The following is a 22,612-nucleotide window of genomic DNA, read 5'->3' as shown; positions in this document are numbered from 1 at the left end:
TCTTATAAAATTAAAACCCTAACACCATACCTCTCTTATGACTAATGAAAAAGAAAACACTCGAAAGAAAAAATGTTTTTTAATAACCCCAATCGGCGAAATTGGATCAATTGTAAGGAGGCGCGTAGATCAATTCAAAGAATATATTTACGAACCTGCGCTTGAGGGGCAATACGAGATTATAAGATCGGATCAAATATCTACCCCTGGAAAAATAACAACTCAAGTCGTTGATCATATCTTGTATGATGATTTAGCAATCATTGACCTAACTGGATTTAATCCAAATGTAATGTATGAAATGGCAATCAGACACATAGCAAGAAAACCAACAATAAACATTTTTAATCAGGAAGAGAGACTTCCCTTTGATGTCCATAATTTCAGATCAATTCCTTACGATTGCACAAATTTAAAAATGGCAGATTGCCTAGTCGAAGAAATTAAAAAAGCCGTTCGAGAAATTAGCACCAAAGATTACCAAGCCCCTCAGATAATTAAACACAAACTTGATCTCGACACCATATTGAAAGATCCCGAAGAGTTTGTAATGCTTCTGAAAAAGCACTTGCCAATATCAAACAGCGAAACCACATCTCTATACTCTTCTGCAGCAAGCACTACTCCTGTAGTTTATCTCGAGAACCCAGGAGAATTTTCCGAATTATTCATCAATCCTTCTTTTCATAGATGTTCTGTTTGCGGCTATGGTTTTAAAATGAAGAACAACCCAAACACAGAACTTTTCGCCTTCGACACACGAAGTGTTGCCTGCCCAAAATGTGGAAACATCGATAAGTTTTAACCCCTAACCCGGGCTTTCTTCTTGAAAGTCAGCTCGGCGGCTTTTTTATTGAAATCAACTTTGACGGTATCGCCATTTTTGAATTTGCCGTCGAGGATCATGCCTGCCAGCTCGTCTTCAATTTTCTCGGTAATAGCGCGCCGCACTGGTCGTGCACCGTATCTCGGATTGTAAGATTTCTGCGCGAGGTAATCGAGCGCCGGCACCGTGAGCTCGATTTTGATTTTGCGCTCGCCTAATCTTTTTTCGAGATCAGCGAGATGCAACTTCACGATCTCCTTGATTTCAGCGGAGGTGAGCGGCTCGAAGACAACGACCTTATCGACACGGTTCAGGAATTCCGGGCGAAAGGTCTCTTCCAATTTATTCAAAACATCAGCCTTCACTTCTTCGAATTCAGCCTTGGCGTCACGCAATTCCGAGCCGACAGCAAAACCGATTTTGCCCGCCTGTGTCGTCATGCGCTCCGCACCGATATTGGAGGTCATCACGACAATCGTGTTGCGGAAATCAGTCCGACGACCGCGCGCATCAGTGAGGTGACCGTCTTCGAGAATTTGCAAAAGCAGATTTTGGAAATCGTGGTGCGCCTTCTCGACCTCGTCGAACAAGACGACGGAGTAAGGTCGGCGGCGGACTTTTTCGGTCAATTCTCCACCCTCTTCGTAACCGACATAGCCGGCCGTCGCGCCGACTAAGCGACTCGAAGAATGCCGTTCGGCAAACTCCGACATGTCGATCTTGATCAACGCGTCTTCGGAACCATAGACTTCGCGCGCCAAAGTTTTGACCAGCTCGGTTTTGCCGACGCCCGTCGGACCGAGAAAAATGAAAGAACCAATCGGACGATTCGGCGCAGCGATCCCAACGCGACTGCGGCGCACCGCCTGCGCGACTGATTTGATGGCAACTTTTTGACCGATAATCCGAGTCGCCAAAGTTTTTTCGAGATCTTTCAGGCGAATGACATCTTCCGCGAGCAATTCACCCGCCGGCACGCCCGTCGCACTCGCGACGACTTTCGCGACATCCTCTGCCGTCACGACCGGTGACTCGCCATTTTTGACAATCGGAGCAGCGTTCTTGGACGCTTCGATTTCGTTTTTGATTTGGAGCTCTCGTGCACGCAAATTCGCAGCGACTTCGTAATTTTGACCCGAGACAGCCGCCTCCTTTTGCGAAATTAATTTCGCGAGTTCGTCTTTCAGCTTTTTGATTTCACGGGAATCACCGCGACGCGCGACACCTTTGAGACTCGCCGCTTCGTCGATGAGGTCAATCGCTTTGTCCGGGAGGAAACGATCCGGCACATAGCGTTTGGACATTTTGACGGCAGTGACGAGCGCGGCATCTTCGATTTTCAAATTGTGGTGCTTCTCGAAACTTTCGCGCAGACCTTCGAGAATTTTGACTGAATCCTCTTCGCTCGGTTCCGGCACGCTGACCGGCTGAAATCTACGCGCCAGGGCTTTGTCATTCTCGACATGTTTGCGGAATTCGTCGAGTGTCGTCGCGCCGATGACTTGGATTTTGCCGCGGGCGAGCGCGGGCTTCAGAATATTCGCCGCATCGAGCGAGCCTTCCGCTGCACCCGTGCCAATCACCGTGTGCAATTCGTCGAGGAAGAGAATGACCTCGCCGGAAAATTTCGTCGCCTCATCAATGACTTTTTTGAAACGCTCTTCGAACTCGCCGCGATACTTCGTGCCCGCGACAAGCGCAGTCATCGAAATCATCAAGACGCGGCGGTCGAGCATCGACGCCGGAACTTTTTCCGCGACGATGGCACGCGCCAAACCTTCGACGACAGCCGTCTTACCGACACCAGGCTCGCCGGTCAGCACCGGATTATTTTTCGTTTTGCGATTCAAGATCGCAATCATGCGTGAAATCTCAGTCTCGCGTCCGATGACCGGATCGAGCTTCCCGGCACGCGCCTCGGCGGTCAGATCCGTCGTGAAATAATCGAGCGCGGGAGTTTTGGATTTTTGGCGCGGCGACTGCGGTGGCGGCGCGAAGTTGTTGCCCTCCGGCGAATCTTTGTGCGCGTAGGCGTCGTCGAAATTTTGGTTTTGGTTCTGGCGTGAAATCACCTGCTGCAACGAGCCAAAGAGAATTTCGAGCGGATGCACATTTTTCGGAATCGACTGCGCATCGCTCGCATCGCGGAAAATTTCTTCGATTTGCTTGCGCACATCCGCCGCGCGGATTTTCATGTTTTCGAGAATGACTGTCGCCGCGGTATTTTCCTGACTGACCAAAGCGTACAGAAGATGCTCCGTCCCGACGGCGGCGTGATTGAAACGGTAAGCCGTCCGGATCGCGTCTTCAATGACTTTTTTCGCGAAGCCCGAGAGGCTACCCGACTCAGTCGAATCCGCTGGGCGATTCGTCGGCGTGCGACCGACAGTCTGCAAAACCAATTTCACATTTTCCGCAGTCACGCCGAAGCCGAGCAAGACGGAAGCACCGAGTGATTCGGGCTGCGTCAGAATTCCAAGCAAAATATGCTCGGTCCCGACATAAGAAAGTCCCGCTGCCCGCGCCTGATCTTGGGCGACGATGAGCGCGCGTTTCGCTTCCTTCGTAAATTTATCAAAATTATTAAACATCAATTTTTGTGGTTAATTTTTTTATCTAACATCGGTGAATTGTAGCATAAATTTGTTCATCATTCCACGCAAATAGCTTGCTAAAAGACTTTTCTTTTGTAAAGTATTAACTGATTTTAATCACAATTTATGCAAGATAAACTTCCAAATCCAGAAGAAACTCTCAAAAGTATTTTTGGGAAAAAATTGACTCCTGCGGAAATCACCCAAGTAGAAACAATAAGAAGTCAGGTATCTGGAACTAACAAATATTTTGATGGAGCCAAAAAGATAGAAGAGACTGGCGATGCAATCAGACTCCTGTTAAGAAAAACCAAAAAATAAATTCTTGCTAAAATCAGCAAGATGCAACTCGCCACAAAATTCCTCGGCATCTCGCTCGAAAATCCCCTTGTCCTCGCGAGCGGTATTTTGGGCACGACTGGCGCGAGTCTCGCCACCGTCGCGAAAAATGGAGCGGGTGCGGTGACATCGAAATCCGTCTGGCTGCGCAAACATCCCGGTCATGCGAATCCAACCGTCCTCGATCTCGGCGGTGGAAATCTCATCAACGCCGTCGGCCTGCCGCATGGCGGCATCGAGGAAGCGCGCGTTGAATTCGCGAATTTCCGGAAGCTGTCGGGAAAACCGCTCTTCGCAAGTATCGCCGCGAGCAATTTAAAAGAATTCGGAGAAACCGCCGCAGCTGTCGCGGAGCTGAAACCAGATTTGATTGAGCTAAATATCTCGTGTCCGAATGTCGCGAGTGAATTTGGCCGACCTTTCGCCTGCGATTTAAAAGATGCAGCAGCCGCTGTGAAAATTGTGAAAAAACAGATTGGCAAAATTCCGCTCGCAGTGAAGCTCTCACCGAATGTCGCGAGTATCGCGGAAATTGCGCGGTCAGTCGAAGCCGCAGGCGCCGACGCAATCACGGCGATCAATACAGTCGGTCCCGGCATGGTCATCGACACCGAGACTGCGACGCCAATCCTGGCGAATAAATTCGGCGGACTATCCGGTCCGGCGATCCGCCCGCTCGCGGTCAAAGCGATTTTCGAAATTTTCCAGGCAGTGAAAATTCCGATCATCGGTGTCGGCGGCGTGACGAATGGACGCGACGCGATTGAATTTTTGGAAGCGGGCGCGACCCTCATCGGCATCGGTTCGGCGGCAAAAAATGGACCAGAAATTTTTGCCCAAATCACACGCGAAATTACGGAATTCTGTGAGCGCAAAAAAATTAAAAAGGTCTCCGCCCTCATCGGCCTCGCCCATAAAAAATAATTGTCACTCCCACACTCCATTGTCCTTCGCGCCACGAAGTGGCCCCTTCGGGGCGAAACTTGTCCTCGAGAAATCGGGGAGCGTGAATCCAGTAAGTTCAAAGCTATGAAAATATTCTCTCGTCTCGCTCCTGCAAATAAATACCTAGTCAAAATTTTAAATTTAAAATTTTAAATTGTCTGAGACTCTCCCCACCGTTTACGAAATTCAGAAAGTCATCGCCGAAGCTGATGGCATCAAAACGCTTGTTTTCAAGAGGAATTTTGACTTCACCCCCGGACAATTCGTGATGGTCTGGCTGCCGCGCGTAGAAGAAAAACCGTACGGAATTTGGCGCACGAAAAAAGGCGAGTTCCGCATCACTGTTTCCGCCATCGGTGAATTTTCGAGAAAACTGGCGGCGCAAAAAGTCGGCGCGCCAGTCGGAATTCGCGGACCCTTCGGTCGCGGTTTCTCTGTCTTGAAAAAAAAGAAAGTGGTCTTGGTCGGCGGCGGCTTCGGCGTCGCACCACTTCTCGGACTAGCGGAGCGACTTGAGCATTGCGAAATTGATTTCATCATTGGCGCTCGTTCGAAAAAATTTTTATTTGGTGAAAAATACGCCGCGAAAATGGGAGCGAAAGTTTCGATAGCGACGAACGACGGCACTCGCGGCACGCAGTGTTTCACGACTGACCTGCTCGCAGAAATTTTGGCGAAAAAGAAAACAGATTTTGTGTTCACCTGCGGTCCGGAATTAATGCTGCAAAAAGTCGCACAAATTTGCCACACTGCGAAAGTCCCGAGCGAGCTGAGCCTAGAGAGAATGATGAAATGCGGCATCGGCGTCTGCGGCAGCTGCGCGATGGACGACGGCGGATTTTGCGTCTGCCGCGAAGGACCAATCATCGAGGGCGAGCGCGCGCTGAAACTAGTTGAATTCGGCAAATACCGTCGCGATTCAGTCGGCGAGCGCGTGAAATTCTAAACTTGACAATTAAAAATTTGTAGTTAAAATTAGTTTCTATTTTTAATTTTCAAAAGATGAAAGACCCAATGGAGAGCTGGCTACATAAGGCCGCAAGAGCCGCCGAAACAACAGAACCCGTTAAGCTTGGTCCAGTCTTAAAGCGAGAAGCCGACAGGTTGGATATCTCAGAGATTCTCTTGTGCAGCGGCAATGAGGTTTTTCTTATATTTGTCGCAGGTAGAAAAAAAATCGGTCGAGGTGAGAGCTTTCATTGCCCAGCAGCGATTAATGACAAAACAAGAAAATGTCATTTCACGAATAGGCATTGCCCGAAAGATGCGATGCCAACCACAGAAGAGGAACATGCTCTTTTGCGCGACCGAAGACTTTACGAGAAACTATTGTCTAAAATCGAAACCCCAAAAGAGTAATTTGGCGCGAACACAAAATTTGTTCTAAAATCGGCGCATGAAAAAAGCACTCACCTCTTTCCTCGCGTTCGTCCTTTCGTTCGCGTCTGTTTTGGCGGCGACGCCTGTCGATCTCATCATCGACTCCGCCGGCAAGATTCAGATTGACGAGCAAAATCCCCGCGTCATCACCGGCTGTTGGGATAGCGACAATCAGGCGGTGATGTTTTATCGCAATGCCGATCGGACGATTTTTGCGAATGAAATTTGCGACATGCCAAATAGCGAAACGCGCGGACTCGGTCTCACGACCACGGCACGCGCGCTGAATTATTCTGATTTCTTGGACAAAACGCTCGGCGAGCTGACGGATAAGACGACCGACACAGTCCTCGGTAGTCTCGGTGCTTACGATTACGCTTGGCTGAAAGCCTTTTTGAAACTCGACGGCGCCTGCGGGAAATTCGATGTGCTCGCTTTCCACCCTTTCCACTTCGGCGTCGCGCCGGATGAAGTCAATGCGGAGAAGAGTGCCAATTACACCGTCGAGCAGTGGGTGAATTTTTACCGCCAGATTCTGAAAGATGCCGGCTGCGAAAAACCAATCTGGGTGACCGGTTTCGGTTTCGCACCGACGCAATACGAAGACCAAGCCGCGGTGAGCACGACCGAGCAAGGTGATTTCGCGATTAAGGAACTCGTGATGCTGCTCGGCTCAGGCGTGAAACGCGTCGGCTATTCAAATATCGCGGGCTTCGCACTTCCCGACGAAGCCGTCACGACTTGGAATAATCTCGCTCATTCGCTCGTCGGCGCAAAATTCGAAAACCTCACAATGAACGGCGAAAATTATTGTCCGGTCGCGACTAGCTGCTTTAATCCTGAGGCGAATTACAAAGCAGCGGGCAGTTCGATTTTCGGTTTGCCGAAAGAGCCAACTGAAATGCAAAAAAATCGCACCTACTCATTTTTGAAAGACGACGGTTCGCGCGTCTTTGTTTCTTGGACGACGGGCGATGTCGGCGTCAATATCGTTCAATCACCTTTCTCGGATATCTCGCCCGTGAACGCGCACCTCGCCGCTATCCTCGGACTGACTAAGCTCGGCATAATCACGGGCTACACGAATGGAACTTTCGGACCGGACTTACAAATTAATCGCGCGGAGTTTTTGAAAATTTTGGTCGGTGCGACCAAAGACAAAAATCTCGCCATCTCCGGCACGAATTGCTTTCCGGATGTCGGCAGCGAATGGTTCGCGCCCTATATTTGTTATGCGAAATCGCGCGGCTGGGTGGGCGGATATTCTGACGGCAAATTCCGTCCGGCCAATCCGATCAATCGCGCCGAGGCAGTGAAAATTTTGGTGAGTGCCTTCGGCTGGCCGGTGACTGCGACGAGCGGTGCCTGGTACACGCCCTTCGTGAATGCCGCACTCGCGAAAAATGTTCTGCGCACGGGCGAAGCGAAAGATTACGACAAAGCCGAAAATCGCGGCTTCATCGCAGAGCTGGTCTGGCGCGCTCTCGGCAATTAAAAAATGCCGAAGTCGAAACCCATTTGACAGAACTTTTGTGAGATTTTTTCGGGATGACAATTCCCTTCATCGTCTCACTCGGACTGACTTTGGTGGCAATGATTTTTTTAAGCTTGGTGAAAACCACTCCTAAATTAATTTAGCCGAATAATTGCAGGCTCACCGCCATCGTCGCCATGCCTGCAATCAAGCCGTAAAGTGAAAGATGGTGCTCACCGTATTCGCGTGCCGTCGGAAGTAGTTCGTCGAAAGAAATGAAAATCATAATTCCCGCAACCGTAGCAAGAAGAATTCCGCAGGCTAAACCGTTTAAAAACCAAAAGAAAAGTGCAAAACCAAGCAGCGCACCGAGCGGCTCGGTCAGTCCAGAAAGCAGAGAATAAAAAAAGGCTTTTTTGCGCGACCCAGTCGCGAAATAAAACGGAATCGCAACCGCAATTCCCTCGGGAATATTGTGAATCGCAATCGCCAAAGCGATTGGCAAACCAATTTTGGTATCTTGCATCGTCGCGACAAAAGTCGCCAAACCTTCGGGAAAATTATGAATCGCGAGAGCGAAGGCAATAAAAGTTCCAGTTCGCAAAAGTTTTTTGCGCTGCAAAAGTTTGAAATGGTGTTTTTTGATTTCCTCAATTCTGTGAATTTCGTGAGGGTTTTCCGCTGAAGGAATTAACCAATCGATCAAAGCTGTTATCGCCATTCCGCTAAAGAAAACGGTCAAAGTAATCCAACTGCCTAGATTTTTACCCAAATTGTCGATTATCAAAACTCCCGCTTCACGCAAAAGCTCGACCAAAGAAATATAAATCATGACTCCTGCCGAAAAACCCAGCCCAATCGAAAGCGACTTCGTATTTGTCTTTTTAGTGAAACAAGCCAGCGCGCCGCCAATCCCAGTCGAGAGTCCGGCGAAAGTTGTGAGTGCGAGCGCGATTAAAAAAACTTCGAAATCCAAATTGGGAAGATTCTACTCGCCTGCCGAAATTTTGAAAGTCGAATTTTTGTCGGTCTCGCGACTCCGCCGGACTGACTGTACTCGCGATGCTTTTTTTGAGCTTTGTGAAAACCGCACCAACTGAAAAATATTTATAACTGTCATCCCTCTCGGTAGAAACGCGATTAATCGCGTTTCTATGTTCTTTTATTGTAAAATTATCCGCACGGAGGGGTGGCCGAGTGGTCGATGGCAACAGTCTTGAAAACTGTCAGACCCGCAAGGGTCTCGTGGGTTCGATCCCCACCCCCTCCGCCAAAGTTTTTTGTCATCAATAATTTATGAGTCCAGAAACCATAATCGCGTTAATAGCATCTTTCGGTTTTGGCGGATTAATCACCGCCATCGCTTCTCACTATTTAGCTAAAGGGAAAGAAATTGACTTTAAAAAACACGAGCAAAAAGAAAAACGCTATCGCTCTACATTGTTGTATATGGACGTTTATTTTAAGCCTGAGAATATTAAATTTCTTTCTTCAAGGCAACCAGATATTTTTTCCCAAAATGATGTCATCGAATACTTAAAAGCAGAATATCATGAAATGATTCTTTATAGCCCAAAAAGTGTTTTAATGTCCATTAAAAAGTTTATTGAAAAACCAACTCACGATAATTTTTTCGAGACTATTTTAGAAATGCGAAGAGATTTATGGATTAAAGAAAAAGACTTGAGCGTTTCTGAAGTTAGAATAGATTTTCCAAAAGATAAATGAAATCAATCTCTCTCGTCTCGTGGAATGTCAACGGAATTCGCGCAGTCGCGAAAAAAGGTTTCCTCGAATGGCTGGCAAAATCGCCCGCCGATTTCGTCGCGATTCAAGAAACGAAAGCCGCGCCGAATCAACTCGGCGCCAATTTGCTCGAGCCCGACGGCTACCGCAGCTTTTGGAATTCCGCAGCTCGACCCGGCTATTCTGGCGTCGCGCTTTATGCGAAAACTGAACCACTCAAAATCCAGACTGAATTCGCCGCGCCGGTTCTGAATGGTGAAGGTCGCATCCTGCTCGCCGAGCTGCCCGAATTTTATTTTCTGAATGTTTATTTTCCGAACGGCAAAATGAGCGAAGCGCGGCTGCGATTTAAACTGGAATTTTACGAGGAATTTCTGAAGCTGATTGAAAAATTACGCAAGAAAAAACCAATCGTTTTTTGTGGCGATATTAATACTGCCCATCGCGAGATTGACCTCGCTCGACCGCAGGAGAATGAAAAAATTTCTGGTTTCCTGCCAATCGAGCGCAAGTGGCTCGATAAATTAATCGCCAAAAATTATCTCGACACATTCCGCGAGCTGCATCCCGACGAAGTGAAATATTCCTGGTGGAGTGTGCGCTCCGGCGCGCGCGAACGGAATGTCGGCTGGCGCATCGACAGTTTTTTCGTCTCAGCAGAATTGAAAAAAAATATTGTGCGCGCCGAAATCCACGACGAAATTCTAGGCAGCGACCACTGCCCGATTTCACTCACACTAAAATTTTAGAAATAGTTCGAACCCGACATTCTGAAATTTTTGTCCACCGGACTACCGACGAACGAGCGCAAAAAAATCCGGCGAATGGAATGAGCAATCGGATTTTTTCGTGAGCGAGTCGATGTAGTCCGCAAAAATTTCAGACAGTCGGGCAGTTTTTTGTGCTACTTTTTTGCTGTCAAAAAAGTAGTGAGCCAAGCGCAGCGTTTTGAAAAAAACTTATTTATCATCCCCGTTTCCTTCTGTCATCCCCGCGAAAGCGGGGATCCAAAAAATACCAATCGTAAATAATTCGTAGAAACATTGCACCACAAAGTGGTCCCTTAGGGATGCAATGTTTCTACTGCGATTACATTTTTTCGGGTGCCTCAATACCGAGCAGCCCAAGTCCTGTTTTTATGATTCCCGCTGTTTGCTTCACTAGACCAAGACGCAGTCGTTTAAGCTCTTCACTCTCAGCGTTCAGCACGCGAGATTTGTGATAAAAGTTATTGAAATCTTGCGCCAGCTCGTAAATGTAAGTCGCAATAAGATGGGGGTGATAGCTCTGCGCAGCTTCCTCGACGACTCCTACGAATTTGTCTAATTTCAAGGCGAGCTGTCTCTCAATCGGAGTGGAGAATTTTTCAATGTTTTGCGGCAGAGTAAATTCGCCGGCTTTGCGGGAAATGGAGCAAGCGCGAGCATGGGTGTACATGAGATACGGCGCAGCGTAACCCTCGAAAGAAAGAGCGGATTCCCAAGTGAAAGTGATATCGGACTCGCGACCGTGACCGAGGTCAGCGAATTTGACCGACCCAATCGCCAAATCTTTGATCAGCTTTTCACGCTCCGCACCCGCAATCTCGCAATTCTTCTCCGCCAGCACAGCCTTCATCTTTTCTTCCGCCTCATCGAGTAAATCTTCCAATCTAATCACGCGCCCTTTTCGCGTGCTCATTTTTCCCTCTGGCAACCGCACCATTCCGAACTTCGCGTGGACAAGCTCAGTATTTTTTAAGCCTTCGCCAAAGCACTTTTTTGCCACAACAAAAAGCTGCTTAAAATAAAGCTCTTGATCAGAACCAACCGCGTAAACGATTTTTTTAGGCTTGAATTTTTCGATACGATAGTCAATCGCAGCAAGATCACGAGTTGCATAAAGAGTTGAACCATCGGACTTGCGAAAAAGTAATGGTCCCCAACCTTCCTCCTCAAAAGTCGCAATCAATGCGCCTTCGCTTTCCTTAGCAACACCTTCCCTCACTAATTTTTCAATTTCTTCACTAAGCCTATTCAAATACCAGCTCTCTCCCGCCTCTTGATAATGTTCAAGATTATTTTCATTCCATTGTTTATTATTTTCCGGAAACGGAACTTCAAGTCTTTTATGTATTTTATGAAACTCTTTCCGACTTAAGTAGATAAACTTAAGCCATAAAACTATATCGGGATTTTTTTCCAAAAATTCTTTTTCCGTCGCCTCTCCTGCTTCGTGTAAAGATATTTTGATCAAAACCTTAAGACGCTCTAATTGTGCTTTTTCTAGATTTTTAAAAGTCACTCTCGCCTCATCTTCTAACTCCGGATTTTTCTCCGCCTCCTCGTGAAAGCGAACATACAAATCATTCAGCTCTTGAATCGTCGCATCTTCCGGTTTCTTATCTCCCGCCCATTTATTCCACGCCACAATCAATTTTCCAAACTGTGTGCCCCAATCGCCGAGATGATTGTCGCCGACGATGCGCCAGCCGATGAATTTGTAAATATTGCAGAGAGCTTGCCCGATGATATTTGAGCGGAGGTGCCCGACCGACATCGGCTTCGCGATATTCTCGCCACCGAAATCCACGACGATCAAAGGAGAATTTTTGCTTACTTCTTTTGGTTCGATTTTTTTGCGCGCGGCTTCCCAGATTACCGAGTCCTTTAGAAATATATTGATGAAACCTGGACCGGCAATCTCAGCCTTCGCCACGAGCTCGCTCGCGGAAATTTTCGTAGCAATTTCAGTCGCCAGCTCGCGTGGGTTCTTGCCGAGTTGTTTAGCGAGAATCAGCGCGGCATTCGTCGCGAGATCGCCGAATTGCGAATCCGGCGGTGTCTCGAGCGTGAAGTCGATTTTCGCAGGAAGTGCGTCGGAAACTATCTTTTGAATCGTGGCAAACATGCGAGGATTTTAGCGGAGTTTGTTGAAGTCGGCAGCTGGAAACCATAAAATCAAGCGGTGAAAGACTCTCGCGATACAAATGCCGACGAAGCCAAATCTGTTTTGCATGACCTCAAAATTACAGGTGAGACCCTCCGCGCGGCACGCAGTAAGAAGGATGTGATTGATTTTACGATTCGAATTTTTCGCAAACTTGGTTTCGACCGCGTACGAGTTTGGCTCATCGACGAAGATCGCAAAATTTATTACGGCGCGAAAGCGAGCTACTTACCGGATGCCGAATTCCAAAAAGCCCAGACCTCGCTCGACGGCAAAGTTTTGCCCAATGATTATGTTTCGTACCTAAAGAAAAAAAAACCCTATCGCAATACGACGATGCCGCTTTTGAAAAAATTTTTTGGTGACTTCAATTCCAACTACACCGTCGGTTTCCCGATGCTAGCCGGCAAAAAACTTTTGGGTGTAGTCTCGGTGGATAATTTATTTTCTGGACGCAAAATTGATCTGGAAGGCAGCGAAACCAAGATCATGCCGTTTGTGAATCACATCGCGCTAGTGCTAAACCGCGTGATTACCGATGAAAAAATCAAGGCTGTAAATCGCGAACTGAAAAACAAAATTGATGAAGCGACGAAAAAGCTAAAAACGAAAAACGAAATTTTGGAAAAGCTGGCGCATTACGATCAGCTGACCAGCCTGCCCAATCGCCGCTTTCTGCAAAAATTTTTAAGTGAACGCCTGCACCGCAAAAATAAATCTTTTATTTACGCGATGCTTGACATCGATTTTTTGAAACATGTCAACGACACTCGCGGTCACAACGCCGGAGATCAGCTGCTCGTGAAGCTCGGCGCAATTTTGAAAAAAGATCAGGATATCGAATTCGCTGCGCGTTTCGCTGGCGACGAATTTGCGTTTTTGCTTCGCAACCTTAGCCGAGCCAAGCGCGACCAAGCCCTGCAAAGAATTCTGCGCAAGATTAAAAAAACAACTGGGCACACTGCCAGTATCGGCTGCATCAGTTTGCCCCACCCCGAAGTTGCTTCGCTCACAGATTTGATGCGTCTCGCCGACGATGCGCTTTATCATGCAAAACACACCGGGCGCAATCGCTTCGTCTGCGCGGGTGAAAAAAATGAGCAAATTCACTCATTCGCAGAACGCAAATTAAATTTACAAAAAATTGAGGAGCAGGGCACTTTCGCGCTCGACTACATCCGCCAGCTCGCCGCGATTAATAAAATTTCGGAGATTCTGCGCACGGCGAAAAACGAGCAGCAAATTTTTCACAAAATCGTTTCCACTTTCCGCAGTGAGCTCGCCTTCAGGCGCGTCCTGATTTTTGCACGCAACGGAAACCATGAATTAAAAATTGTGGCGCATTCTCAAAAATTCGAAAAAGAATTGGCTGCCGAAATTCTCGACTTAACCAAGGCGCTCAATTTGCCGCATCAAATCGAACAAGTCGGACGCGCGCGGCGGATTATCACGATTGATACGCAAAAAAAAATGTTCACCGAACTGCAAAAATTCAAAATCGGCAACGCGCTCCTGATTCCGCTCATTGGCAGAAAACACATCTTGGGAATGATTTTCGCAGAACACGACCAGCAGAAAAAATTCCGCAAAAGTGATTTTGATTTTTTTCTCACACTCGGCGATCAAATCGAAAATGGTGTCGCCAAAGCCCGCGCGGGCGCGGAGATCGAAAGCTTCAACCGTAAACTTAAAAAGGAAGTCGATGCAGCGACAACTCAGCTAAAAAAATATTCCAACTCACTCGAAGAAAAAGTCCACGACAATCAAGAGCTGCGCGAAAAAGAACAACGGGCGCATTTCGAATTGATTTCTGCACTCGTCACAAGCATCGAGGAAAAAGATATTTACACGCGCGGTCACTCCGTGCGAGTCGCGAGCTACGCGGTGAAGCTCGGGCGCGCGCTCGGTCTGAAGAAAAAGACGCTCACCAATCTGCGCTACGCCGGACTACTGCACGATGTCGGCAAAGTCGCCGTCGATCAGTCAATTTTGCAAAAACGCACCGCACTCAGCGAGAGCGAAACGCGCGAGCTGGAAAACCATCCAAATATCGGCGCGAAAATTGTCTCGTCGGCCAAATTTTTGGAAGCCGCGACAGCAGCCATCCGTGAGCACCACGAACGCTGGGACGGCTCGGGCTACCCTAGCGGCATCATCGGTAAAAAAATTCTACTCGAAGCGCGCATCATCGCCATCGCCGACGCTTACGACGCGATGATAACCCGCCGCAGCTACGGTCGCAAAATGAATCGCCTCGAAGCCATTCGCGAACTCGAAATCGGCAGCGGTAAACAATTCGATCCGGAGCTCGCGAAAATTTTTATTCAACTGCTGAAAAGCGGACACATGCGCAAACCCAAATCTAAATTTTCCAAAATTTAAAATGCCCGCGCTACTTTTTTTTGGCGAACATAATTTTCTGATTCAGAAAGAAGTTCAGCGGCTTGTCGCAGAATTCAAGCAGCAACAAGGCGATCTCAATCTCGCGATTTTGGAAGCACGCGAAAGCGACGAAGGCAAAATCATCGCCGCAGCTGAGACGCCGCCATTTTTGGGCAAGGCGCGGCTCGTCATCGTGCGCGATTTCGATTTCAAAAAATCTTCTGAGCGGCTCGCAAACTTCATCATGAGCGTACCGGAATATACGACGCTCATCGTGACGGCGAAAACAGCGGACGCGCGCACGAAACTTTTCAAAGCTTTGCGCGATAGCGGCACGGTGAAAGAATTCGCCCCGCCGAAACCGGCAGAATTCAAGAAGTGGCTCGCGGCGGAAATCACGCGGGTCGGTTTGGCGATTGAGCCAGCGGCGGTGGAATTGCTCGCGACTTTCACCCTCGGCGATTGCGCCGCAGCAGTGAACGAGCTCGCGAAACTCAAAACTTTTGCGGGCACTGGGAAAATTTCGCGCGCCGATGTGCGCGCGCTCACGCATCCCAATCTGCATGTTTCGGTTTTTAATTTGACTGACGCGATTGGCGCGCGCCGCATCGAGAGCGCGCTCGCCGACCTCCACGACATCGTCGACCGCGGTGAAAACTTGGTGCAAATTTTTTTTATGGTCGTGCGCCAATTTCGGATTTTGCTGAATTTGAATGCGCTCGCCGCCCGCAATCTCCCACCCGCCGAAATCGCTCGCGAGTTGAAACTGCATCCTTTCGTCGTGCAAAATTCTTTGCAACAGGCGCGCAATTTTTCGGAAGCGGAGCTTTTGGCAGCGCACGCGAAACTGCTCGCCATCGATGTCGCGATGAAAACCGGACGACTGAATTACTCGTCGACCAACCCAGGCGAATTCGCACTCGCGCTCGAAAAATTCATTGTCAGCTTTGCTTGACTTTAAAATTTAATCTTTTAAAATAATTTTATGAAACTAGGAATTTTTTACTCCCATCCGCGCATCGAAGAAAAAGCGCTTTTTGCTGCGGCGGAAAATGATCCGGAGATCGAGCTGGTGAAAATTCGCGACAACGAAGTCGCACTCGACCTCCACGAAAATCCGGCGATTCTCGACTGCGATGTCGTGCTGCTCCGCAGCGTCTCGCACACGAAGAATTTTTACATTGCGAAATTTTTAGGCGCGCGCGGCGTAAAAGTCGTCAACGATTTCCGGACAATTGAGATTTGCGGCGATAAATTTTTGACTTCGATTGAGCTCGCGCGCAACGGCGTACCGACTCCACGCACGAAAGTTTGCTTCGACGAGGAGCAAGCACTCGCGACGATTGAAGCCTGGGGTTACCCTGTCGTGCTGAAGCCGGTCGTCGGCAGCTGGGGTCGCATGCTGAGCAAAATCAATGACCGCGATGCCGCGGAGACTGTCCTCGAACACAAAACTGTCTTGGGTGGAATCACCCACTCGCAGATTTTTTACATTCAGGAATTCATCGAGAAAAAAAATGGCAGCGATATCCGTGCGGTCGTGATTGGCGATGAAATCGTCGCAGCGATGCGCCGCAAATCCGAGCACTGGATTACGAATACCGCCCGCGGCGCAGCCGTCGAACGCTTCGAGATTACTGCCGATTTCGAGAAGCTGGTGAAATCCGCCGCCGCAGCCGTCGCAAACAAGCCGGCACTCCTCGGTGTCGATCTCGTCGAGACGAAGTCCGGGCTGCAGGTCGTCGAAGTAAATTCCGGTGTCGAATTCCACGGACTGATGGAGGCCGCGGGCGATGTCGACATTCCCGGAAAAATTATCGAATTCTGCAAAAAAGCAGCGGTTTGATAAAATGCCTCGGTGCAACTTGAAGCAATTATCGGCCTCGAAATTCACGCGCAAATCGCGACAAAAACGAAGATGTTTTGCAGCTGCGACAATGACGCTTTTGGCGCAGCGCCCAATTCGAAAGTTTGTCCGATTTGCTGCGGTCATCCCGGGACACTGCCCGCACCGAATAAAAAGGCGCTTGAGCTTGGTGTGAAAGCTGCGCTCGCTCTAGATTGCACGATTCCGGCGAAATCGAAATTCGACCGCAAGAATTATTTTTATCCGGATCTGCCTTACGGTTATCAGATTTCTCAATTCGACGAGCCGATTTCAATCCAGGGCAAAGTCACGATTCGCCTGAATGGCGCGGAAAAAGTAATCGGCATCACGCGCCTGCATCTCGAAAATGACGCGGGCAAACTCACGCATGTCGGTAATTTCAGCCTGTGCGACTACAATCGCGCCGGCACGCCGCTGATGGAAATCGTCAGCGAGCCGGATTTGCGCAGCGCCGCCGAGGCGAAAATTTACGCGGAAGAGATTCAAAAAATTCTGCAATTCGTCGGCAGTTCCGGCGCCGATCTTTTCAAGGGCGAGATGCGCTTCGACGCGTCGGTCAGCCTACGCGAAGTCGGGACGGAGAGATTAAATCCGCGCGCGGAGATTAAAAATTTGAATTCTTTCAAAGCACTTGAGTCCGCGATTGATTTCGAAATCGGACGGCAGAAAAAATTGTGGGCGGCGGGCACACCACCGACCGGTGATTCGACCGTCGGCTGGGACGATGATTTGGGCGAAACATTTTTGATGCGTGCGAAAGAATCAGCCGCGGATTACCGCTATTTTCCTGAGCCGGACATTCCGCCGCTTGTTTTGAAAAAAGATTTTGTCGAAAAATTACGCGCCGAACTACCTGAGCTGCCACTCGCGCGCAGGGAAAGATTTGTCGCGGAATTCGGCATCACCGAGGACGACGCGCTGAATCTGACCGAATCGAAAAATTTGGCGGACTACTTCGAGACGGTCGTAAAAATTTCCGGCGATGCGAAAAAATCCGCAGCCTGGATCCTGAGCGAGCTGCTCGCCAAGATGAAAGAAGCCAGTTTGAAAATTGAGGAACAAAAAATCACAGCCGAAAACTTGGGCGCGCTGGTGAAAAAAATTGTGAGCGGTGAAATCAGTGGCAAAATCGGCAAAGAAGTTTTCCCCGAAATGTGGGCGAGCGGCAAATTAGTTGACGAGATTTTGCAAGACAAAGGCCTTGAGCAAATTTCAGATTCCGGTGAGCTCGAGAAATTGGTCGAGCAAGCCATCGCCGCGAATCCAGCCGCGATTGAGGATTTTCGCAATGGCAAAGACCGCGCACTCGGCGCGCTCGTCGGCACAGTGATGAAGCTCTCGAAAGGCCAAGCCAATCCCGCCAAAGTAAATGAAATTATTTTGAAAAAAATCGGCAAGTAAATTTGCGCGCGAAAATTTTTTGAGCTAAATTTGTGTTCGATGTTTGCCACTTCTTCCGACATTCTAAATGTCGTCCTCGCCGCCTCAATCGGACTCGTCGCGCTTTTCCTATCGATTGCACTCTTTTACGCGATTTTCATTTTGCGCGACCTCGGTGAATTGACGCAGACGCTGAAACAAACCGCGCGCCGCGCGAACGATGTTTTGATTCAACCGACTAAATTTTTGACTTTCCTCTTTTCCAAAGCACGCGTCATTACCGAGCTTGTCGAAAAGCAAATCGAGAAAAAAATGCGTGCGAAAAAATAAGCTCAATCTCTCAACTCACGGCTGGCGACGAGGATTTTTTGCCAGTCCGAAATCGGGAGATCCTCCGGGCGTAAATCCAAATTAATACCCGCCTGCGCGAGAATCTTTTCGGCAACGGCTTTTTTGCCTGTGAATCCAGCCGCGAAACTACCGCGAATTTTTTTGCGCGGAGCGCGAAATCCAGCGCGGACAATTTCAAAAAAATCTACGAGATCCGCACGCGGAATTTCCGGATTAGGTTTGAGTGTAATTTTCAGAATCGCCGAATCGACTTTCGGCGGTGGCAGAAAACTCTGCGGCGGGACCAGCGCGACAATTTCTGGCTCACCAAAAATTCGCACTTCGAGCGCCAGTAGCGACAGTTTTTTTGCCTCGCAAATTTTTTGCGCAACTTCTTTTTGGACGAGCAAAACTGCAATCTGCGGCGGCTGATTTTCCAGAAAAAATTTACGGAGAATCGGTGAAGTCAGGTAATAAGGAATATTCGCGATGAGCTTGAAATTCTGAGTCGGCGGTGTGAAGTGCCGGACATCGATATTTTGGAGCTCAACATTTCCCAGGTCGGCAAGATTTTTTTGCAGCGTCGGAAAAATTTTATTGTCGAATTCGAGCGCAATGACTTTTTGAACTTTCTGCGCGAGCGCACGCGTCAGTGTCCCGAGACCCGCTCCGACCTCGACGACCACATCGGATTTTTGCAATTCGCCCGCTGCCAAAATTTTGGCGAGCACTGTGGCGTCCACAAGAAAATTCTGACCAAGCGCGTGGTCGGCGCGCAAATTATTTTGGCGCAAAAATTCTTCGAGCTCGAGCGAGGAAGTGAACTTCATTTCTCGAGACGAATCAACTTGAGCGAATCAGCCGCGCCGGAGAGAATCGTCACATTTTCCCGGGGAACACTGAACTCGCCAGCAAGAAATTTTTTCAGCTCGGCATTCGCTTTACCTTTTTCCGGCGTCGCCGCGACGCGAATCTTGAGCGTCTGCTCGTCCAAGAATCCAACGATGGCGTTTTCGACTGACTTCGGAATAACTTTCACGCGCAGCGTCAGCCGCCCGGTTTTTTCAAATTCGGTAAAAAGTTCATTCAGTGTTTTCATTGCAAATTTTTACGCCGCCATTTTTCGATTTTGCCGTGATCGCCCGTGAGCAGAATCTCCGGAACTTTCATGCCGCGAAAATTTTCCGGCCGCGTGAAGTGCGGATATTCTTTTTTACGATTGAGTCTCTTCGAGAAACTTTCCTCGGCAGTACTTTCATTTTTGCCGACGACTCCGGGAATGAGCCGCGCGACCGCGTCGATGAAAACGAGTGCCGGGAGCTCACCGCCCGTCAGAACGAAGTCGCCGAGCGAAATTTCGAAATCGACGAGCGCGTCGATGAAGCGCTGATCGACGCCTTCATAGTGTCCGCAAACGAGAATCACACGGTCGAACTTTTCGGCAAATTTTTCCGCCATCGGCTGGTCGAATTTTTGACCGCGCGGCGTGAAATAGATAATGGGAATTTTTTTGGTCGAGCGTCCGCGGATTTTTTTGACCGCGTCGAAGAGCGGCTGGCACGCCATCACCATCCCGGCGCCGCCGCCGAAGGGTCGGTCGTCGACTTTGCGCCATTTGTTTTTCGCGAAGTCGCGTAGCTGGTGCAGACGCACCTCGATTTTTTTTAATTTGATGGCACGCGCCAGAATGCTCGAATTCAGAGTCGATTCGAAACTTTCCGGAAACAGCGAGATGACATCGAAGCGCAGCATGTCTGGATTTTAACAAAAACATTTTGTCTTTCCCGCCAAACTTGTCCTCGACAAATCGGGAGCGGGAATCCAAAAAAACGAGAATTAAAAAAGGTAGAGACGAGGCATACCTCGTCTCTACTCCTTATTTCTTACAAACTTATTTCTTAATCCTTACTCCTTACAAACTTACTTCTTATTTAACTTTCTTGCGAATGAAAGCCGGCACTTCGAGATCATCAATTTCTGGTCGCGCGAGCGGCGAACCGAAAGCAAAAGATCGCGTCGAGACATTGCGCTTCGCCGCAGCTGGAGTTTTTGGCTTATCGTCGAAACCGGTCGCGATGACAGTAATCTTGATTTCACCTGTGTAGCTGTCGTCGATGACCGCGCCGAAGATGATATTCGCGCTCGGATCGGCGGCGGCTGTGATGACTTTCGCTGCCTCGTCGACTTCGAACATCGAGAGATCGTTGCCACCCGTCACATTGAAGAGCAAACCTTTCGCACCGTCGATTTGTTGCTCCAGTAATGGTGAATCAATCGCAGCACGCGCGGCTTCGACCGCACGATTTTCACCTGTGCCGTAGCCGATGCCCATCAAAGCCGAGCCGGCATTTTGCATAATGTTTTTCACATCGGCGAAGTCCACATTGATCATTCCGTGAATCGTGATGAGGTCGGAAATCCCCTGCACACCCTGACGCAAAACATCGTCGACGACGGTGAACGCATCGTGAATCGGCGTTTTCTTATCGATAATGGAAAGAATTTTGTCATTCGGAATCGTAATCAGCGTGTCGACCTTGCTCTTCAAATCTTCGATGCCGCTGACTGCACGATCGCCGCGCTTCTCACCTTCGAAAGTGAATGGCTTGGTGACGACGGCGACTGTAAGTGCGCCCGCTTCTTTCGCCATCTCGGCAATCACCGGCGCTGCACCCGTGCCCGTACCACCGCCCATGCCGCAGGTAATGAAAACCATGTCCGTGTTTTCGAGATGACCGCGAATTTCTTCGGAAGATTCTTCGGCGGCTTTCTTGCCAACATTCTGATCGGAGCCAGCACCGAGACCGCGCGTCGTACCTTTGCCGATGTTAATTTTGAGCGGCGCATTGTTGTGATAAAGCGCCTGCGCGTCGGTATTGATCGCGATGAATTCGACGCCGCTGACTTGCGCTTTGATCATGCGGTTGAGCGCGTTGTTGCCGGAACCACCCACGCCGATGACTTTGATTTTCGCGACTGGAGAAATGCCAGGATTAATCTCTTGGGAAGAAGACGAGCTCGAGCCAGTGCCGCGCCCTGCTCCGCCGAAAAGATTTTTGAAGTTATCAGACATGTTGGAAGTGGTTAGGAATTGGATTTTAAATTAAAACTTTTATTCACGGAAATTTTGTTGAACAAATTTTTTTTACGGCAGGAGTTTCTTGAAGAAATTTTTTACTCCGTCAAAAGTCTTGCCGAAGTCCACATTGGAAAGTGAGTAGCTACGCGACGAACCGCGCGAACCGAAAATCACGAGTCCGACTGCAGTCGCGTACGCTGGGTCGTCAATCTTGTCGACGATGCCGTCAATCGCTGTCGGAAAACCAATTTGAACCGGTAGTGAAAGCGTCTCGCGCGCCAGCTCAATCAGCTCGGGAATTTTCGCGCCACCACCCGTGATGACTGCGCCCGCCGGGAGCTGTCCGTCGCGCTCAATCAGTGCCAATTTTTCATTCACCATCGAGAGAATCTCGTGATAACGCGCGTAAATGATTTCGGCGAGTTGGCGGCGTTCGACGACCTGCGAGTCCGCCTTGGAAATCGTAGCGAGATCGATCGTCTCGCGGTCAGAAACATCCGCGGGTTTCGCCGTGCCGTATTCGATTTTTAATTTCTCCGCCGCATCGACGCTGGTCCTGAGACCGATCGCGATGTCATTGGTGACGCTATCGCCGCCGACCGGCAGCACGAAGCTCGCGATGACGACACCTTCTTCGTAGACGGAAATTCCTGTCGAGCTCGAGCCAATGTCGATCGCGACTACGCCGAGTTCTTTTTGGCGTTTGGAAAGAACCGCCTCGGCAGCCGCGAGCGGCGCCGGAATGAAATCGTCGACATCCACGCCCGATTGGTGGACGGCGTTTTCGAGGTTTTTCAAAGCGGGCGCGAGACCAGTGATGATGTGCGCCTCGACTTCGAGTCGAACGCCCTTCATCCCGAGTGGATTGCGAATGCCGGTCTGATCGTCAATCGTATAATTTTGCGGAATGACACGCAGAATCTGACGGTTGGCTTGGATATTGACCGCCTGCGCCGCCTCGAGCACGCGCTCGACATCACCCGCGGAGATTTCCCCACCGTGCGGAACCGCGATCACCCCACGCGAATTGATCGCTGCGAGATGCGCACCACCGACTGCGATCACTGCATGGTGAATCGGCGAACCGCTCATGCGTTCCGCGTCTTCGAGCGATGCCGTAATCGCCGAGATGGTTTCATTCACATCGACAATCACGCCCTTGCGTAATCCTGCCGAGGGCGAGACACCCGCGCCGATGACATTTGGCAAAACATCCCGTTCGTCAATGTTCGCAATGACTGTGCGAATCTTGCTACTGCCGATGTCGAGACCGACGACGATGTTATCTTTTGCCAAAGCTGTGTTTTTTAAATTGGTGCCA

The 22,612-nt window shown here is 49.2% G+C and carries 21 protein-coding genes and 1 tRNA gene; 14 read left to right on the top strand and 8 right to left on the bottom strand.

Annotated elements, in window-relative coordinates; translation table 11 throughout:
* The first annotated feature begins 37 nt into the window (after positions 1–37).
* Positions 38–805 (top strand): hypothetical protein, encoded by a 768-nt coding sequence (locus WCV72_00840; protein MFA6457920.1) that lies wholly within the window; start codon positions 38–40, stop codon positions 803–805.
* On the opposite strand, the gene WCV72_00835 is transcribed toward WCV72_00840, so the two are convergent.
* Positions 802–3,417, bottom strand: coding sequence for an ATP-dependent Clp protease ATP-binding subunit (locus WCV72_00835; protein ID MFA6457919.1), 2,616 nt, complete (start codon positions 3,415–3,417; stop codon positions 802–804). The genes WCV72_00840 and WCV72_00835 overlap by 4 nt on opposite strands.
* A gap of 129 nt (positions 3,418–3,546) precedes the next feature.
* On the opposite strand from WCV72_00835, the gene WCV72_00830 reads away from it, so the two are divergent.
* The 5 genes from WCV72_00830 (at position 3,547) to WCV72_00810 (ending at position 7,579) form a co-directional block, all read left to right on the top strand.
* Complete coding sequence (locus WCV72_00830; GenBank protein ID MFA6457918.1) at positions 3,547–3,741, top strand: hypothetical protein; 195 nt, start codon at positions 3,547–3,549, stop codon at positions 3,739–3,741.
* 21 nt (positions 3,742–3,762) lie between these two features.
* Entirely contained in the window at positions 3,763–4,683 is a 921-nt protein-coding gene (locus WCV72_00825; protein ID MFA6457917.1) for a dihydroorotate dehydrogenase, read from the top strand.
* Positions 4,684–4,858: 175 nt separating this feature from the next.
* Positions 4,859–5,650 carry a dihydroorotate dehydrogenase electron transfer subunit gene (locus tag WCV72_00820; protein MFA6457916.1) on the top strand — a complete coding sequence of 264 codons (792 nt, stop codon included), beginning with the start codon at positions 4,859–4,861 and terminating at the stop codon, positions 5,648–5,650.
* Between the two features lie 56 nt (positions 5,651–5,706).
* Positions 5,707–6,063 carry a hypothetical protein gene (locus WCV72_00815; GenBank protein ID MFA6457915.1) on the top strand — a complete coding sequence of 119 codons (357 nt, stop codon included), beginning with the start codon at positions 5,707–5,709 and terminating at the stop codon, positions 6,061–6,063.
* 37 nt (positions 6,064–6,100) lie between these two features.
* Positions 6,101–7,579 carry an S-layer homology domain-containing protein gene (locus WCV72_00810; GenBank protein ID MFA6457914.1) on the top strand — a complete coding sequence of 493 codons (1,479 nt, stop codon included), beginning with the start codon at positions 6,101–6,103 and terminating at the stop codon, positions 7,577–7,579.
* 139 nt (positions 7,580–7,718) lie between these two features.
* Here the strand turns inward: WCV72_00810 and zupT are convergent, their stop codons facing one another.
* Entirely contained in the window at positions 7,719–8,534 is an 816-nt protein-coding gene (gene zupT / locus WCV72_00805; GenBank protein ID MFA6457913.1) for a zinc transporter ZupT, read from the bottom strand.
* A gap of 207 nt (positions 8,535–8,741) precedes the next feature.
* Between zupT and WCV72_00800 the strand changes: the two genes are divergently transcribed.
* The 3 genes from WCV72_00800 (at position 8,742) to WCV72_00790 (ending at position 10,053) form a co-directional block, all read left to right on the top strand.
* Positions 8,742–8,831: transfer RNA gene (locus tag WCV72_00800), tRNA-Ser, on the top strand.
* Between the two features lie 23 nt (positions 8,832–8,854).
* The gene (locus WCV72_00795) at positions 8,855–9,286 is read left to right on the top strand and encodes a hypothetical protein (GenBank protein MFA6457912.1); all 432 of its coding nucleotides are present in this window, start codon (positions 8,855–8,857) and stop codon (positions 9,284–9,286) included.
* The gene (locus WCV72_00790) at positions 9,283–10,053 is read left to right on the top strand and encodes an exodeoxyribonuclease III (GenBank protein MFA6457911.1); all 771 of its coding nucleotides are present in this window, start codon (positions 9,283–9,285) and stop codon (positions 10,051–10,053) included. The genes WCV72_00795 and WCV72_00790 overlap by 4 nt, the downstream gene beginning before the upstream one ends.
* Before the next feature lie 340 nt (positions 10,054–10,393).
* Here WCV72_00790 and argS read toward each other — a convergent pair whose 3' ends face one another.
* Positions 10,394–12,193, bottom strand: a complete 1,800-nt coding sequence (argS, locus tag WCV72_00785) for an arginine--tRNA ligase (protein MFA6457910.1) — start codon at positions 12,191–12,193, stop codon at positions 10,394–10,396.
* A 57-nt stretch (positions 12,194–12,250) separates the two neighbouring features.
* On the opposite strand from argS, the gene WCV72_00780 reads away from it, so the two are divergent.
* Genes WCV72_00780 through WCV72_00760 form a run of 5 tightly spaced genes read left to right on the top strand, consistent with a single transcriptional unit; the run spans position 12,251 to position 18,212 of the window.
* Complete coding sequence (locus WCV72_00780; GenBank protein ID MFA6457909.1) at positions 12,251–14,614, top strand: HD domain-containing phosphohydrolase; 2,364 nt, start codon at positions 12,251–12,253, stop codon at positions 14,612–14,614.
* 1 nt (position 14,615) lies between these two features.
* Positions 14,616–15,569 (top strand): DNA polymerase III subunit delta, encoded by a 954-nt coding sequence (gene holA, locus WCV72_00775; protein ID MFA6457908.1) that lies wholly within the window; start codon positions 14,616–14,618, stop codon positions 15,567–15,569.
* Between the two features lie 30 nt (positions 15,570–15,599).
* Positions 15,600–16,460, top strand: a complete 861-nt coding sequence (gene lysX, locus WCV72_00770; GenBank protein ID MFA6457907.1) for a lysine biosynthesis protein LysX — start codon at positions 15,600–15,602, stop codon at positions 16,458–16,460.
* 12 nt (positions 16,461–16,472) lie between these two features.
* Positions 16,473–17,903 (top strand): Asp-tRNA(Asn)/Glu-tRNA(Gln) amidotransferase subunit GatB, encoded by a 1,431-nt coding sequence (gatB, locus tag WCV72_00765; protein MFA6457906.1) that lies wholly within the window; start codon positions 16,473–16,475, stop codon positions 17,901–17,903.
* 39 nt (positions 17,904–17,942) lie between these two features.
* Positions 17,943–18,212, top strand: coding sequence for a hypothetical protein (locus tag WCV72_00760; GenBank protein ID MFA6457905.1), 270 nt, complete (start codon positions 17,943–17,945; stop codon positions 18,210–18,212).
* Between the two features lie 2 nt (positions 18,213–18,214).
* Here WCV72_00760 and rsmA read toward each other — a convergent pair whose 3' ends face one another.
* From rsmA to ftsA, 5 genes are all read right to left on the bottom strand, one after another.
* A complete protein-coding gene (gene rsmA, locus WCV72_00755) occupies positions 18,215–19,042 on the bottom strand; it encodes a 16S rRNA (adenine(1518)-N(6)/adenine(1519)-N(6))-dimethyltransferase RsmA (GenBank protein MFA6457904.1) in 828 nt (275 codons plus the stop codon).
* Entirely contained in the window at positions 19,039–19,311 is a 273-nt protein-coding gene (locus WCV72_00750; protein ID MFA6457903.1) for a DUF167 domain-containing protein, read from the bottom strand. Before WCV72_00750 ends, rsmA begins: the two co-directional genes overlap by 4 nt.
* Complete coding sequence (gene trmD / locus WCV72_00745; GenBank protein ID MFA6457902.1) at positions 19,308–19,964, bottom strand: tRNA (guanosine(37)-N1)-methyltransferase TrmD; 657 nt, start codon at positions 19,962–19,964, stop codon at positions 19,308–19,310. The genes WCV72_00750 and trmD overlap by 4 nt, the downstream gene beginning before the upstream one ends.
* 175 nt (positions 19,965–20,139) lie before the next feature.
* The gene (gene ftsZ, locus WCV72_00740; GenBank protein ID MFA6457901.1) at positions 20,140–21,285 is read right to left on the bottom strand and encodes a cell division protein FtsZ; all 1,146 of its coding nucleotides are present in this window, start codon (positions 21,283–21,285) and stop codon (positions 20,140–20,142) included.
* A gap of 72 nt (positions 21,286–21,357) precedes the next feature.
* Positions 21,358–22,587, bottom strand: coding sequence for a cell division protein FtsA (ftsA, locus tag WCV72_00735; GenBank protein ID MFA6457900.1), 1,230 nt, complete (start codon positions 22,585–22,587; stop codon positions 21,358–21,360).
* Between the last annotated feature and the right edge of the window lie 25 nt (positions 22,588–22,612).

The sequence above is a fragment of the Patescibacteria group bacterium genome, assembly GCA_041665585.1.
Taxonomy (GTDB): domain Bacteria; phylum Patescibacteriota; class Gracilibacteria; order JAHISY01; family JAHISY01; genus JAHISY01.
This window is presented reverse-complemented; position numbering and strand designations above follow the sequence as displayed.